Consider the following 14,508-nt stretch of genomic DNA (forward strand, 5'->3'; position numbering starts at 1 on the left):
ATTTTCAGCCCAAACCGTTCCTAAGAGCCGTTGCGACGGTGCGAGCGCGCCTCTTCAAAGCGTCGATGCTTGGCAGTCATCTATCTAGGACGAGACAGAACAGTCTCGACCTCGTCAGTAGCATCAAATTCATCTTCGACCTGGATGCCTCTCGCTTGCTTCCATGCTCCCCAGACGTACAGGGCGTCAGTATTGACTCCGGAGTCTCCGGCCAACCGGTAGACGCGGCCTGAGCGAGTCAACACACGCCGACTGACCGGATCAAGCCTTGCAATCGCGGTGCTGACGCGGCCGCGGCAAGTCTCGCGCACAAACCCCCACAAGTGGCCCGTCCTGGGGCGGTCTAGTCCATCAGCGGGAACGATACAGACTCGCCAAGCATCGAGCGTTTTGGTCGGTAAAGCGTCGACTGGTCCAACTTCCCACTTGCTCATACCTCAAGTCCAATCAGCAAGAGCGCCCTCGCGACATTTCGGTTCGGCGAGGGCGCCGTACAGATTCGGCCATATCGCACCAGATGCTGGCAGCCAGTCTTAGGCCTCGGCGTTCTTACGTGCCGGCGGTAGCGGCGTCCAGCGGCGCATGGACCCAGAACTTCGGTCGGTAGGCGGATCCTTCTTCTTCCCAAGCCTTTTGAGCGGCCGGCGCCTCGACTACGGCACGCTGCAGTTCTTCTTCACTCCACCAACGGTAAGGCTCGAAGTTGTAGCCGGCCCCGATTCCTGACGCTTGGTCACGAGCGAGCAATAGGTCGGGATCCTCCGCGTGGAGACGCCGTACCCAGACGTCTTCTCCACACACGACAGCCACGACGAGAACGATTGCTCCACTTCGTTTGCGTAGAGATTCGTCCATCGGATACGTTGCAAGCTCCAAGGACTTGCCGCCCCCCTTGAGAACCAGGCAGGTGGTCGATGTCGTCAAATCGAAAGACGTCAGGTTCACGATATCCGCGTCTTCCTCGAGCAAGGCAGGCAAGGAGTCGCGAACTCGCTCGGGCAAACAAATCAGGACCACAGTCGGCTCGCCAGCGCTCATCTTGGGCAAGTACCTGGCCTTTACGACGCCCGCCACAGCGCCGCCCAGGACCCCTGGCCGATCGGTGGTCTCCCGAAGACTCTGGACAATGGGAAGAAAGTCAGGTTGTCCTTCGGCAGCCTGCTGCAAGGTCATCTTCAGGGTGGGTTCGCATTTTCGAAACATTCGCATTCACTCCGGTGTTGGTATGCAGGTGGGTTGTCCGCAAAGGGACACGCGTTAACGTGTATGCCCGCGGTTTATTCGCTGCGGCGAGACATGCCCATGGAAGTGCGAAGTGGCCTAAGGTATGCCCGGCCCCGCGATCCGACGCAGTCCTTCCCGGACGGCGCCCAGCACGCTCGGGTGACTGATTCCTTCGAGAGGATCGGTGCGGACGTACTGGTCTCTGCACCACGCTGGCCAATTCATGTAGTCGTCATCCAGAGCGAGCCAGTCCCGAGGTTGGCGCCGAAGCACGTCCGCCCAAACCTGCAACCCGCGGGGCAGAGACTGGAAGTCGATCGAATCCATGGCGCTGTGAAATGTTGCGCCCACAACCCGCTCCCGCAATCCAATGGGAAGCCTGCGCGCGGTTCGCAAACAGCCATATCGCAAGACCCAGGAGGTACTCAGGATGATGCGAACGTCGGGATAAGGCATCAGCAGCGATTCAAGCAATCCGACATGCTGGAAAAGCCGGTAGCTCGCCGGCGTCTTCAGGTAGGGTCCTCGCTTTGGGCTCCACAGCACTTCTTCGTTGTGCAGTACACCGTCAAAGTCAAGGTACACAACCGGCCCGCACCTTTCCGTTGTGTCTTGGGCACTGGCTGTCGTGATCATCGACCCCATACTGTCTTCTGTCTTCAGTACGGGCGCTCCTGGGCCCAGCGGCGCCACCGCAAAGTGGCATCCGTACAGAGTCCCCCGAGACATGGTCTCAAACTTCTCAAGGCACGCCATTTCGCAGATGCGAGGTCTGGAGGCTTGCCACGCGCTATCGGCATGCACCCCAGCATAGATGCGCGCCGCTCAAAAAAACGCAGTGAAAGCACGCTACCTGATGCATGGCATGCGAGCAACCAGTGCCCCGAAGGAGAAACATCACTTGAAAGCCCGGGTGTGCCCGAACGGCGCGCTCAGCTTCGTTCGAGTACCGCGAGGAGCTCACCGCAGGTGCCCCGCCCGGCTTTCGTCGATGCGATGCTCCTGTTGACACGCAGTTCGTGAATTCTGAAGTCCTTGTAGAGAGCCCGGGTGACGGGGGTGTCGTGGTTCGAGATGAAGACGCGCGCACCTCGAGCCGCCGCGGCCCTGGCGCTGTCGACAAGGCGGAGGTGATCCGCGTCACCGAATCCGTCGCTCGTATACGCCGCAAACGAGGCACCGCGGGCTGACCGGTGATAGGGCGGGTCGCAGTAGACGATGTCCCCCGCCACAGCGAGGTCGATTGCAGCTTGAAAATCCCCCGCTTGGACCGCCGCGCGCTGCAAACGGTTGGCGGCCTGCAGCGCGGCATCCATCGGGAAAACAGGTAGCTGGGCTGGCTTGCCGTAGGGGACGTTGAATGCGCCGGCCCGGTTCACTCGGTACAACCCGTTGAATCCAAAACGGTTCAGATACGGCAGCAAGGTTGCGCGGAAATGCGGGTCCGACGAAGCGTTGAACGTTTCGCGCAAAGCCAGATAGCTACTCTGGTTGTGGTTGGTCTCGCAAAAGTACGCGGCAGCGTCCCGCACATAGTCGCAGGGGCTCCGCTTCAGCGCCGTCCAAACCGCGACGAGGTCGGCATTGGCGTCATTGAGGATGTACGCAGGGTAGTCGGACGCCAGAAAGACAGAGCCCGCACCGACGAACGGCTCGATGAGACGCGCGCCCGCCGGAAGAAGGGGAAGGAGAGACTTGAGCAATCGCTGCTTGCCGCCGGCCCACTTGAGGAACGGACGGGTGCTGGTGGTTGGATGCTTGTGCATCCGCCGTCTAGCGGATGTTGTTTATCCTTCCCGACGCGGCTGGGGAATTGCGAAGATGGGAGGCGAATGTGTGTCTCGCGAACAAACTGCACGCCATCAAGGGACGGGCGAACCGACTGAGGACGGGAAGCGGACGGGCGAGATATCGCGAATGGCGCAGCAAGCCCTTGTCAGTTTGTAATACCCGCATCTCGATGTGCCCACATTGGCAGGTCGCTTGCAGTCGCCGCGCTCACACTTGTCGGGATTCTTCAGGGCATGTTTCGCCGCTGTTGCGTCATGCGGAGGACGCTAGATTGCCGTTGCGCGGGTTTGGCCAATCTGGTCAAGACCACGTTCGCTGAGACGAACGATTCAGCGGACAAGGGGCTCGTAGCAGCGGCCGCGCAGACCTGGTCCGAGCCGGCTCATGCACCGACCTAGGCGTTCAGCGTCGCGGCCTCGATCACTAGTCGAAGGCGGTGGACGCTATCGCCGTCCTCCACATCTGGAGGTGCTTTTCTGAATGGGATCGGCACACGCCTCAGTGCCATCGGGACGCAGGCAATTTCGATGAACGAGCGCCAGCTCTGTCTTCTTTCGGAGCGTATGACCGTGGCGACCGCGTTGCCGACGGCACTCACTTTAAGTCGCGTAAGTCCAGCAAGGAAGCGGTGTCCTTGAGCTCAAGATCAGAAGGAAAGGCAATGCGAGTGAGCTTCTCTGCTTCGGCACGCGAACCTTAAACCCAGGTGCTGACGAGAGAACTCTGATTCAGGCGAGCGAGCAGGCGTTACGTTAACCGGTATGGGCAAACGGGGCGAACTTGCGATAGATTTAAAGATTCGCGGACTGGGCAGTGCAAGGCTGCGCTTTACTTGACTTTAAACCGCGACTCATGTGATGTCGCATCGCGTGCAGGCAGACGTCTCCTGGCATGCAGGGGTCATAGGAGTTCTTCTCGCATGTAGACGCTTTCGCGTCCCTATGCTGATGACATGCTCAAAAGTTCACGTCATCCCCCACCCGCCCGGCGCATTCGAAGGCTCCTCTCCGCACGGTTCAGTAGCGCGGCATGAGCGACGGGGCGGGAGTGGATGGACCTCGAACTGCTGGCCCGATTGCACCTTGACCTGGAAGAGGCGAACTCGGGTGAAGCTCCTCGATGAGGGGCCGTGCTCAGCACAGCGCGCACTGCTGGACGCTGCGTGCTAAGCGAACTTCGGCTCCGTCGCCAGAAACCCGTGGCCGCCTTAGGCGGCATCGCTAGACAGATCGCAGAGGCCCTCTCTGTATTTGTCAGGCCAACATGAATGAACCTTTTTCTTCTCGACCGCCCGCGCTGAGGGCGGCCGGTGAAAGCAGCGCGGGCGGGCGAAGGGGCCCGTATAGCGCTCAATTGCTTGTTGCAGCGTTGGAGTCCGAAGCGATTCGGCGGCGCCACACAGTTCGGGATTTGGCTGTCGCGATAGGAGTGCACCCCGCGCACTGGTATCGCTTGCGGGCAACGCCTAAACTCCTTGCCCGGTGTGAACGTCCGACACTCGAGAGCATTGCGGTGTACTTAAAGTGGCCACCCAGCCAGGTATTGCTCGCTAGCGGAGCGATCGGTTTAAGCGAGCTCGAAGCCCTCTTGGGAGGGGAGGATGCCGTGTCTGCGACGCTTGCGCAGCTCGAACGCAGTCCTCTTGGGGCAGCTCTGGCCAGACCTCTATCGAGCGCAAGCCGAGACCATCAATTGCTGGTCGCTGAACTTTACGCTGCCCTTCAAGCAGAGCGGCTTCGCTGCACCCGTCTGCAGGGATTGGCTGACCGGCCTGAGGCTTAAAGTGATTTATTGATGCGGCCAACTTCCAGTTGGCCGCATCGTCTTTGACGACCAAACTCGTTCCTGCGTCAATTGCTTTAAATCAGCGATGCGTCTTAAGACTAAATTCGCTCCATATCCTATGGTCCCTCGCGTGTGACGCACACCAGAGAGTGCATGTGCTAATCGACACGTTTAATCGACCTGGCGCAATCTTTCGTCCAGTGAGGTGCGCAAATGGATCGTTTTATTCGGATTGAAGTGAGTATTGGAAGCTCGGCTGTAAACCGATTTACAGGCGAAATAGTGTCATCGCGGCCGTCGCTTGTAGACACAGTCCGACTATTCGACTTGGCTACTGGTTCCTGCGTATCGGCGATCCAGAGCTATCCCCACTACGTCGAATCGCCCGTTGTACTTGTGCAGCGGCTATTAAATCAGAGGGGCCTGAGCGAACCGCTTAATTCGGAGTTGCCCGAAGAGGCAACGGTGGCGCTCACTTTAAGCCGGGATCCCCAAGCTGTATTCGCGACTACTTTGCTCCAAATTGAATACTCTGATCGACATCTTTTGTGCCGCATCGTGACGGATGAAAGCTTGGTCGAGAAGGCTAGCTCGCCAGGGCCTATGATCAGACACACCGCTGCAAGTGCGGTTGTCTGGGCCGTGAACTCGACGATGGGGCGGCAGGCGTGCGCTGCGCTCCCGACCGCCTTGTGCTCGATACCGATCCGCGCGCGCGCAGGTCAAACGGCATTTGTCCGGATGGCAGATGTCCCCGAGTTCGCTCGCAGACGTTTCTGCAAGCGAACAGGCATTAGTTTGAGCGACGAACAGATTGACGCAACCGTTTGGAAGACGTACCTCCGGTCCGTGAGGCACGAGCGGCAATGCGAATTGACGTTAGCGCAGATGGGGCCTGCAATCTTCAAACATTCAGTTTCACTCTAGGCAGTTGAGGTATTTGCTTGAAAGAAAGAAGAACTCTAATCTTCTCCCAACTACCTAAATCACAGATGCTGAAATAGATAAAGCAAACGCCAGCTCCCTTTCGAGAACCGGCGCTGCCGACCGCCCTGACGGGGCCGTCTGAGGTTGTGGGACCCTCATGACAGTATCGTCAGTGCTGCCAATAGCGTCAAGGGGCGCTTGCGTCTGCTTTCCAGGAAATCAACCTGAGGAGCAACGATGCATGGACACATCCCTTTTGACGGCGCCCGCGAGGTCGTCTCTCGCTCGCCCACACGTACTGTGGGTCTCGTCAATGCGCCTTGGGCGCAGCCTCACCCGGTTGAACACGAAAGCGACAACGAACGAAATTACGTCATCTCTGCGCTCCTTTGCCCGTGGCTGCTCACGTTGGTGCATCAGCCATGCACGCTAACGGTCGGTTCACGCAAGTACACGCCCGATTTTGCTCAGAAATTCCTGGACCGAACTGGAGCCTTTATAGAAGTCAAGATGGGGAATCGCGTGAAGGAGAACCGCAGCCTCTTCAACGACGTCGCATTCCAACTTCGTGCAAAAGGCTACGAGTTTTACGTCGTCCATGACGGGCAGAGCAATGCAGAAGGAAGAGCAGAGCGGGCGGAGATTGCCCGCAAGTACGGGATGCATACGGTCCCTCCCGAGAAACGCAGCTCGGTAGAGGAACTGCTATCCATCGCGGGGCCTGAAGGGCTCGCATTCGGACTAGTGATGGAGAAGTGCGGTGTTTCCAGATGGGACGTGCTCCACCTCGTGTGCCGCCGTGTCATTTCGCTGGACAGGTACCTCCACATGAGCGATGACGACTCGGTTTTCCTGGCGCCGAAGCTGCCCCGTAATTGCTCGAAAAGCTTCGGAGAGTGGTTTGGCTGCTCGCCGTGGAACGATGGCGGAAATTAAGAGCAGGAGCGGTCATGTCCATCTTCGTATTGGAAGAAGGTTTGGTCCTTCGGCGTGGTTGCCAAACTTTGGAGTATCTGCGTCAAATCGACAAGGACACATACCAATTTGAGGACAAGCGGACCCGGATGGTCCAAAATTTCAAGTTAAGCCGTCTTGTTGCAGATATTGGCTCTGGGCGGTTAACGGTGATACTTGGGAATACGCCGCATTCTTCTAATCCGGAAAACCAAGAAAATCAGCCGGTAATATTGATTGACCTTGCGTCACTTAAGGAGAAGGATCGAAATCAAATTGAGCGCGCAATGGATTACATCCTATGGATGCGTCGTAAAAATATCACCAAAGGTCAGCGATTTCGGATAGAAAACGAAATTCCAAAAGTCGCAAAGAGCCGAGAGGAAGCACGCCAGAAGACAGGCGATTGTTCCAAAGAGAATTTGCCTAGCGCGGCGGCGGTAATGACGTGGATGCGCGTCTACGAAAAGTCGGTTTGCAATCCAGCAGCGCTGCTGTCCGGTAATCGCTGTAGAAGGCGGCAGAAGAGACTTCCTGACAAGGTCAATGAGGTCGTGGACAAAAAGATCCGCTCCGTCTACCTCACGACGTTCCACCACACTTTGCGGCATACGTATGAGTTGATCCATAGGGAACTCAAGAGCCTTGTGGCCCAAGGGAAACTGGCCGCACGTGACGCTCGCGTTAGCTTGGCAACGATTCACAGGCGGGTGCAGGAGTTCGACCCCTATGACCGCGACCGAGCACGGTATGGGCCCCTATATGCCCGAGCGAAGTACCGCACAACGGTCGAAGGAAATCGTGCATCGCGCGTCCTCCAGCGCCTGGAGTGTGACCATACGCCATTAAATTTCGTCGTCGTCTGCGACAGAACGTGGCTGCCATTGGGTCGGCCAACACTGACGGTGCTGGTCGACTCAAACAGTGGCTACATAGTCGGCGTTTACGTCAGCTTTTATGGACCCGGCCTAACTTCAGCGATAAACGTCATTAAGAACGGAGTCATGCCCAAGGATGACTGGGCCGCAATGGCAGGCCTTTCGAAACCGTGGCTTGGGTTTGGAATTCCAGAAATGCTTGTATTTGACAATGGCTTGGAATTTCACTCGCGCCAGCTACGCCTGGTTGCATGGGAACTCGGTGTAGACATTAAGTACTGCCGCACGCGAATGCCCTGGGTAAAACCGCGGGTCGAACGTTTCTTTGCGGAGCTTGACTATTTGACTTTGACGCAGGGCCGCATAGCAAAGCCAACACCGAAGGTGACGTACACGGATGCAGCCAAACAAAACTGCATCACCTTTTCGGCTTTCGTGATTGGTCTTCTCAAGTTCGTGGTTGAGATTCATCCATTCGAGCTCAATAATCGGCGTCTAGAAAAGCCCTTTGATGTGTTCAAGGACGGCATGGATTTCTTGCCGCCCCCTGCATTTCCGTTAGACGTTGAGCGCCTCAACTTGATCGCGGCAATGAGCAAGGAATTGACGATTGCCCACCACGGCGTGGAGCTCTATGGGCTTAATTATGCAGGCTCTGAACTGCGTGATCTACGGCGCCGCGCCGGAGCGAAATTCAAAACGCTTGTGAAATGGAGTCCCGACGATTTGTCTTTTGTTTACGTGAAGGACCCGATGAACGATGCTTGGGTGATAGCACCTAGCATGCAGCCCGAATACACCAAGGATCTGTCGTGGGTGCAGCACGTGGCCATCCGTACCTTCAAACGCTCCCAGGCTGTCCATGGGGCAGAGGCTCTCATGCAATCGCGCCTCGCGCTCAGCGATTTTTGGCATAACGAAATGCAGAATTCAAGAAAGCGAATTTCGCAGCAAAGAGGGGCTAAGTTCATGGGTATTTCCTCCAATCAGTTGCTGCTTCCATCGCAATCAATTAGCCCTGGACTACTCGTGGCACGCGAGGAATCGCCTGTGGATATTAAAAATATCCTGCCGTTGGAAACTTTTATTCTCTGAATTAATGAGGTGCAGAAATGATAGTGTCAGATCAAGCCATTAATCCCGATTTCTCTGAGTATGAATATTTCCAGGAGCCCCAGCTGACTCGACGCAAAGCGACTTATTCCGAGTTGGCATTGAAGTCGGTAGAGTCGATAGAATCCGTTAATGTCGCGTGGACTGAGTTTATCCAGGTTACAGATGCGCTTGAGCGCATTTATACGCATTCGACTCGTGACACCGATCGTCCGTATGGGCTCTGCATTCACGGCCCCCACCTTACGGGCAAATGGACCGCTGTGGAATATTTTTATCGAACCCACGTGTCGCGTGAGCTCGTCGCGGTAAGGCGGCACGAAATAGTGATGATTCGTGCCATTCGGTCTGGTCGCGCCGAACCGCTCCTATCGGCGCTGCTTCGGCACTATGGGTATCCGATCAAGGTAATTGGTCCTGGTTCAATTGAGGCGAGAATCAACGTTATTCTGGCTGCAATTGAACAAAAAAGGACGAAGGTGATTTGCATCCGGAATGCCGACAATTTGCTGGTTCCGGCCGGAATGCCTCGGGGGTCGGCATCCTCGGCAACCGATGTTCTCACGCAAATAATGGACGATCGGAAGATAGGCGTCGTTCTTGCTGGATCTGATCGATTGTTGACGCTAAAAGATGCCGACCCCTTGTTTGCAAGTCGTATTCAAACATTTGAGCGTCTAGGTAACTTTGAGGCATTGCAATCTTGGTTGTCCTTTGTGAAGGCCTTTTTCGACAGTTGCAATCGTTTTGATTTTAATTTCTTCTGGGTGGACGGTCAGGCTGAAAAGCTTTATGCGGTTTGTACTGGAAACCCCGGGCTATTCAAAATGTTTATAGTTGAGTGCGCGCTGTGCGCGGCGGAACGGGGCTCGCGAGAAATAACGCTGGAGGACGTGAAGAAGGCTTTTCGCGCCTTCTTTGGTTCCTCGACACCGATGGTCAACCCGTATGAAAACGCTCGATGAGCTTCCCGTTGCGGTGGGCAGGCATGACCAGGAGGCTCCACTCGGCTGGCTCTTTAGGACGGCAGTCGCCAACGACCTGTCGATGCCCGAGTTGCTTGGCCTGTTGGGGGCTAGGGGTCTGCGTGATGTCGACGTGAGGCGCACCGGACTATGGATGAGCGCTGCAAGGGCGCGCGAGGTCGACGGTTGCGGCGGGAGCGGCGAGACCCTTCGCTATTTGGGTCAGTTGATTTGGCCGCCGTTTCTGTTGCGATTGAGGCGGCCCCAGATTTGCGTGAGGTGCATTGATGAGTCGGGCTTCTGCCATGCAGCGTGGGAGTTCTCTTGCTTCTGCGTCTGTACGGCGCATGAGTGCAGGCTCGTTGATCGATGCGGAAGGTGCGGGCGTGGCTTACGTTGGTTCCGCCCGGCGTTGGACGTCTGCGATTGCGGCGCCTATCTGCATGACGACGGGCACGGCCTGCCTGAGTCTGAAGTGGTTTGGTTTGCTTCCGAAGTACTCGCGAGATCGTGCTGCGGTGATTCTGGAGCAGCAACCGTGGGCGATTTCTCGTTCTTGGAGGCCTTTCCTTGGTGGCGCTCAATCTCGCTGAGCGGTCTCATGCAGATCGTGCTGGCATGCGGAGTCCAGACAAGCTCAAAGCCCCCCAGTTGGGGAGCGCTGCATCGGACCTCAACCAGGGAGTGGACTGAACTTGTAAGCCGAGGACTGAAGCGGCTGCGTCTCCTGGGAGAGGCTACTTTGGAGAGCGCCACGGGTCTGGACCTGAGGGGCTTGGTTTGGGAGGGCGCTTTGGAATCAACAGCCCTGCGGCCGACGATCGCCTCCGACAGAGATGCCGCGTTGAGCATTCTTGATTTGGTATTTGGACCGGTCGCAGGTGCTCGTCTTCGCCAACAACGGGTTGGAAGGCAACTCGAACTATTTGGAGTTGGCCAATGAGTGATCATGATCTTCACGGGGTTTGCGAATACGAGTTCTTGGAAGCGCCGAGCAGTTGGTTGGTGCGCGTCGCACTTGGCCAAGGCGTGCCAGTAAACGAGCTGTGCAAATGGCTCGAAATCAAGTATGGCCCCGACTTAGACATCAATTTCGCCGAAGCGAATGTCCGGGCAATCGCGCGCAGGTGCGGTTTTGCGGAAACCACTTTCTTTCCCATAAGCCGAATGCTGAGGTCGATCCAATCCTTGGGATACGGCGAACCCCCACTACTGCAGGCGGGTTCAAAGGCTGCCTACCAATTCTGTTCCATTTGTTTGCGCGAGCAGGAGACGCCATTCTTTCCCCTTCATTGGAGGCTGCGGCCCTACAAGATGTGCTACCGGCATTCATGCCTGATGGAAAGAATGTGCTCTTTGTGCGGTCGCTCAGTGACGTTGGCGCGTCAGCGTGCAGAAATTGCACGAGCGTCCATTGCATTTGTGACTCAGTGCATGTGCTGTGGTCATTTGCTTTCGAAGGCAGAGCCGGTTTTCGTGAGCGAGCTGTCTTACCAGGATTTGAGCTGGCAAGAACGCGAGCAATTGGATAACGGCTGTGCATTCGCGTCTGCGCTTGCTTTTGACCTCACTGCACGGTGGTTTCGTGCGGGAAACCTTTTCCAGTCGGAAGGCGACTTACTGGAAATCCTGCCTGGGGATTGGATTCCTTCACCAGACGCGATCCGACGGCGCAAGCTGGGCACAGCTGCTTGAGCGCCCGGAGCGCTACTTTTGACCTCGATTCAAACCGGTAGCCCCCGATCCGCTCGTTCAGCTTCAAAGGAGATTGACTATGAGGCAAAGCAAGATTCGTGTACAGGATGGCTTCGGGCTCCGGTCCGTCCGGGGACGTGAGCATCGGCGCATGGCAGCGCGTATCACCGAAAGTGAACCAAAGTGGTCATGGGAGATCGATGTCATTTGCATCGGGACGCATGAAGGTGCGCTTTATCTAAGCGTCGTCGTGGGCCAGTTCTTCCGTGACATGATTGGCTGGTCCATGGGTCAGCACGAAGGCACTGGCTTGGTGCTCTGCGCGTTGCGGAGCGCATTGCGACGTCGGCGGCCCAAAGGCCTTGTCACCGTCAGGACGGATCACAGCCAACTGTACAGCGGACGTGTTTGGCAAGAGTTCCTTTGCGAACACAACCTTGCCTGGAGTCGTTCTCGTTACCTTCCCGGCAAGAGCGCCGCAGAGAGGTTTTTCCAGTTCCTTGGCAAAGAGCAAATTCGTCACGGGATTTACCCGACTCGCGATCGCGCGCAGGCCGAGGTTCTCCGCTGCATCAGCAAGTGGTCGCGCTGATCTGCGCGCCACGGTGCCAGCGATACGGCGGTTCCATCAGGGCGCGAATTTCCGCAAGCACTCTGGCTGTCGCGAAGAAATAGTTCAAAGTTAAGCGAGTCAGATTGGCGATGATTCAGCATTAAGCGGGACGAGAGTTCAACGCTCGGTGCGAAAAGCAGCTACCTACCTAGGTAGCCGACTTCGGTGCTCAGTGAGAATCGACACGTGAACGGGAGACCGGTTGGGCCCGTGAACCCGCGTCTTAGGGTTTACCCCTGATGGTCGGCGCTGCGCCCGGGGCGGTCGGCCTGTTCTCTTCGTCCGGGTCCACCAGCAGGCGTGGCACGGTGGAAACCCGCTCGGCTTCGACCTTGCTGAACTCCTGGTCGCCGGCGATGAAACGGATTTCATACTCGCCCAATCGGATCACGTCATCATGAACCAGCATTTGGGACAGGATCCGGTCGCCATTGACGAAGGTGCCGTTGCGGCTGCCCAGGTCGGTGATCGTGACGAATGCCGGCTCGACCGTGACCACCGCATGCACGCGGCTTGCCTGGGGCGAGTCGACGGCGATGCTGTTTTGCGGGCCTCGGCCGATGGTGTTTTCATTGGGTGCGAGCGAGATCAACCTCGTTTCGCCAGAGATCGTCTTCATGATCAATTGAGGCATGTCGCGGAGTATGAGTTGTTTCGCCCGGTCAAGGGGGCGTGCGATGTCTCGGCCGCTTGAGGTAGGCATCGCGAACGATCAGCGCCATCGTCTCGACAGGGGTGAAGACAAGCGATGCGCTCGCAAACACGGCCAAGCAGAAGTCGCCAAGCTGGAACACCGGCGCCGGATCCGGCTGAGCGAGAAACCCGCTGAGAGCCACCGCGTGGATGACGAAGAGAAGGAAGTTGGTTGCGACCGCCACCGCGAGCAATCGGTTCGGAAACATGGCGGAGCAGATGAGCGCCTGCAATGTCGCGGCGGCCAGGAGCGCCATGGCAAGGGGATATCCCGCGGTATATGCCTCCAGGCCCAGCGCCGCGAGGATGAGCGACGCCGCGGCGAGAAGCGCAGATTTGCGACGAACCGACGCAATGGCGGCCGGCGGCCGCATCGACGCCATCAGCGGTCTGGCGTGCCGCCGATCGCGTCAGCGGACCGGCCGAGCTGCAGACGGAGTTCACGCGCAAGATCGGAGTTGCTCCATGGTCCGGCATGGTTCATCAGCCATCCGCACATGAGCACCATCGCAAGCACGCCCAGGGTGTAGAAGTCGGTTTCCATGTCCGTATTCCTCGCTGTTCCGATGCGTGCAGTCTGCAGCGTGACGGATCGATTGGATATCTGCCAATCGACAGGTGTCGGCAGGTGTTGACAGGTGTTGCCCTTCGGCACCTATTGCTTTCGACATCGGATTCCTTCACTTCCGGCGCGACCCGAGCAACCTGGATCGGTCTTTCTCCAGTTGCCTGAGCTGATCCAGCTGTGCAGGGCAATCGGCCTGGGTTCCGATGAGCATGACGGGGTTTCTTCGCAGAGTGGTGACGGTCTTTTCGACTTGCACCGGATCCCGATGTTTGACGACCAGGCCGGCGGCGACGGCCGCCTTCGACTGCTTGTAGAAGCCCCTCTCGAAAGCCGGCGTGCCACAGCGCGCAGCGATCACGCGGTAGTCGGCCTCCTGTTGCTCGATCGACAACGGCGAAGCATCCACGGCTTGCTGGGCTGCAGCAAACCACGGAGCCCCGAGCGATATCGGAAGAAGACTTGCGGCAAAGACGAAGCGCGCATTCATGGATACCTCGCATTCACGCGGTGCGCGAATGAAGATAAGAGCGCGTTTCGACCGAAGAGTTGCGACTCGTCAACTGATCAGCTGATCAACTGGTTTTTCAGCGCGTAGTAGGTCAGGTCGCTGTTGGACGAAAGATTCATCTTCTCCATCAGGCGGCTGCGATACGTGCTCACTGTCTTGACCGAAAGCGAGAGGTGTTCCGCGATGCTGCCGGCGGTCTCGCCGGTCGCGAGCTTGAGGAACACCTGGAACTCCCTCTCCGACAACTGCTCGTGCGGTGCCACATCGTTGTTCCGGTCGAGCTGGCGCGCGAGGAGTTCGGCCACGCCGGGCGTGATGTAGCGACGCCCCAGCGAAATCGTGCGGATGGCCTCGACGATCTCCGCCGGATCGCATTCCTTGTTCAGGTAGCCGCTCGCGCCCTGGCGGATCAGGTTCATGGCGTAGTGTTCTTCGGGATAGCCGCTCAGGATCAGAATGCCCGTATCGGGTGCCTTGGCGCGAACCATCGCAATGGCATCGATGCCACTCTGGCCCGGCATGGAGAGGTCCATGACCAGCACGTCGATTTCTGTTGAGCGAACGAGGTCGATGGCTTCGCGGCCGCTGGATGCCTCGCCGACGACGCGCAGGTCAACATGCTGCGAGAAAAAGTCGCGGAGACCCGAACGCACGATGGCATGGTCGTCCACGATTCCGATCTTGATCATCTGATTCCCCTCGTTGTTGGCAGCCGAGAGAATGCCCTCGAAGGACGCAGGAGCCCGTCTGCCTCGGCGCCGATGGCGCGTAGGAGAGAGGCCAAGATCGCCGAA

General features: G+C 57.6%; 13 protein-coding genes. 5 read left to right on the forward strand and 8 right to left on the reverse strand.

Translation table 11 applies throughout. From position 1 onward, the window contains the following. Nucleotides 1-549: 549 nt before the first annotated feature. The 3 genes from AC1DEK_RS11790 to AC1DEK_RS11800 form a co-directional block, all read right to left on the reverse strand. Nucleotides 550-1,167, reverse strand: coding sequence for a hypothetical protein (locus AC1DEK_RS11790; RefSeq protein ID WP_478125419.1), 618 nt, complete (start codon nucleotides 1,165-1,167; stop codon nucleotides 550-552). Nucleotides 1,168-1,320: 153 nt separating this feature from the next. After that, complete coding sequence (locus AC1DEK_RS11795) at nucleotides 1,321-1,980, reverse strand: HAD domain-containing protein (RefSeq protein ID WP_478125420.1); 660 nt, start codon at nucleotides 1,978-1,980, stop codon at nucleotides 1,321-1,323. A gap of 176 nt (nucleotides 1,981-2,156) precedes the next feature. Next, nucleotides 2,157-2,990 (reverse strand): DNA adenine methylase, encoded by an 834-nt coding sequence (locus AC1DEK_RS11800; RefSeq protein WP_478125421.1) that lies wholly within the window; start codon nucleotides 2,988-2,990, stop codon nucleotides 2,157-2,159. 2,974 nt (nucleotides 2,991-5,964) lie between these two features. On the opposite strand from AC1DEK_RS11800, the gene AC1DEK_RS11805 reads away from it, so the two are divergent. The 5 genes from AC1DEK_RS11805 (at nucleotide 5,965) to AC1DEK_RS11825 (ending at nucleotide 11,924) form a co-directional block, all read left to right on the forward strand. Beyond that, a complete protein-coding gene (locus AC1DEK_RS11805; protein ID WP_478125422.1) occupies nucleotides 5,965-6,663 on the forward strand; it encodes a hypothetical protein in 699 nt (232 codons plus the stop codon). Between the two features lie 14 nt (nucleotides 6,664-6,677). Then, on the forward strand, nucleotides 6,678-8,654 hold the full coding sequence (locus tag AC1DEK_RS11810) for a hypothetical protein (RefSeq protein WP_478125423.1): 1,977 nt from the start codon (nucleotides 6,678-6,680) through the stop codon (nucleotides 8,652-8,654). A gap of 17 nt (nucleotides 8,655-8,671) precedes the next feature. After that, nucleotides 8,672-9,637, forward strand: a complete 966-nt coding sequence (locus AC1DEK_RS11815) for a TniB family NTP-binding protein (RefSeq protein WP_478125424.1) — start codon at nucleotides 8,672-8,674, stop codon at nucleotides 9,635-9,637. Between the two features lie 939 nt (nucleotides 9,638-10,576). Next, nucleotides 10,577-11,332 (forward strand): TniQ family protein, encoded by a 756-nt coding sequence (locus tag AC1DEK_RS11820; protein ID WP_478125425.1) that lies wholly within the window; start codon nucleotides 10,577-10,579, stop codon nucleotides 11,330-11,332. 151 nt (nucleotides 11,333-11,483) lie between these two features. Next, nucleotides 11,484-11,924, forward strand: a complete 441-nt coding sequence (locus AC1DEK_RS11825) for a DDE-type integrase/transposase/recombinase (RefSeq protein WP_478125426.1) — start codon at nucleotides 11,484-11,486, stop codon at nucleotides 11,922-11,924. Between the two features lie 244 nt (nucleotides 11,925-12,168). Here the strand turns inward: AC1DEK_RS11825 and AC1DEK_RS11830 are convergent, their stop codons facing one another. The 5 genes from AC1DEK_RS11830 to AC1DEK_RS11850 all read right to left on the reverse strand — a co-directional run bounded on the left by AC1DEK_RS11830 (nucleotide 12,169) and on the right by AC1DEK_RS11850 (nucleotide 14,403). After that, nucleotides 12,169-12,564 (reverse strand): FHA domain-containing protein, encoded by a 396-nt coding sequence (locus AC1DEK_RS11830; RefSeq protein ID WP_478125427.1) that lies wholly within the window; start codon nucleotides 12,562-12,564, stop codon nucleotides 12,169-12,171. A 43-nt stretch (nucleotides 12,565-12,607) separates the two neighbouring features. Then, nucleotides 12,608-13,021: a hypothetical protein gene (locus AC1DEK_RS11835; RefSeq protein WP_478125428.1), complete on the reverse strand. Its 414-nt coding sequence runs from the start codon at nucleotides 13,019-13,021 to the stop codon at nucleotides 12,608-12,610. Next, nucleotides 13,021-13,182 carry a hypothetical protein gene (locus AC1DEK_RS11840; RefSeq protein ID WP_478125429.1) on the reverse strand — a complete coding sequence of 54 codons (162 nt, stop codon included), beginning with the start codon at nucleotides 13,180-13,182 and terminating at the stop codon, nucleotides 13,021-13,023. Before AC1DEK_RS11840 ends, AC1DEK_RS11835 begins: the two co-directional genes overlap by 1 nt. A gap of 136 nt (nucleotides 13,183-13,318) precedes the next feature. Continuing rightward, a complete protein-coding gene (locus AC1DEK_RS11845; RefSeq protein WP_478125430.1) occupies nucleotides 13,319-13,693 on the reverse strand; it encodes a hypothetical protein in 375 nt (124 codons plus the stop codon). A gap of 77 nt (nucleotides 13,694-13,770) precedes the next feature. Further along, nucleotides 13,771-14,403 carry a response regulator gene (locus tag AC1DEK_RS11850; protein ID WP_478125431.1) on the reverse strand — a complete coding sequence of 211 codons (633 nt, stop codon included), beginning with the start codon at nucleotides 14,401-14,403 and terminating at the stop codon, nucleotides 13,771-13,773. Nucleotides 14,404-14,508 lie beyond the last annotated feature (105 nt).

It is taken from the genome of Variovorax sp. 10N420 (assembly GCF_056394705.1).

Excerpts from the sequence above, each read along its gene's own strand:
- AC1DEK_RS11795 (WP_478125420.1), bottom strand. The coding sequence starts at position 1,980 with ATGGCGTGCCTTGAGAAGTTTGAGACCATGTCTCGGGGGACTCTGTAC.
- AC1DEK_RS11800 (WP_478125421.1), bottom strand. The coding sequence starts at position 2,990 with ATGCACAAGCATCCAACCACCAGCACCCGTCCGTTCCTCAAGTGGGCC.
- AC1DEK_RS11805 (WP_478125422.1), top strand. The coding sequence starts at position 5,965 with ATGCATGGACACATCCCTTTTGACGGCGCCCGCGAGGTCGTCTCTCGC.
- AC1DEK_RS11810 (WP_478125423.1), top strand. The coding sequence starts at position 6,678 with ATGTCCATCTTCGTATTGGAAGAAGGTTTGGTCCTTCGGCGTGGTTGC.
- AC1DEK_RS11815 (WP_478125424.1), top strand. The coding sequence starts at position 8,672 with ATGATAGTGTCAGATCAAGCCATTAATCCCGATTTCTCTGAGTATGAA.
- AC1DEK_RS11820 (WP_478125425.1), top strand. The coding sequence starts at position 10,577 with ATGAGTGATCATGATCTTCACGGGGTTTGCGAATACGAGTTCTTGGAA.
- AC1DEK_RS11825 (WP_478125426.1), top strand. The coding sequence starts at position 11,484 with ATGGCAGCGCGTATCACCGAAAGTGAACCAAAGTGGTCATGGGAGATC.
- AC1DEK_RS11830 (WP_478125427.1), bottom strand. The coding sequence starts at position 12,564 with ATGAAGACGATCTCTGGCGAAACGAGGTTGATCTCGCTCGCACCCAAT.
- AC1DEK_RS11835 (WP_478125428.1), bottom strand. The coding sequence starts at position 13,021 with ATGGCGTCGATGCGGCCGCCGGCCGCCATTGCGTCGGTTCGTCGCAAA.
- AC1DEK_RS11840 (WP_478125429.1), bottom strand. The coding sequence starts at position 13,182 with ATGGAAACCGACTTCTACACCCTGGGCGTGCTTGCGATGGTGCTCATG.
- AC1DEK_RS11845 (WP_478125430.1), bottom strand. The coding sequence starts at position 13,693 with ATGAATGCGCGCTTCGTCTTTGCCGCAAGTCTTCTTCCGATATCGCTC.
- AC1DEK_RS11850 (WP_478125431.1), bottom strand. The coding sequence starts at position 14,403 with ATGATCAAGATCGGAATCGTGGACGACCATGCCATCGTGCGTTCGGGT.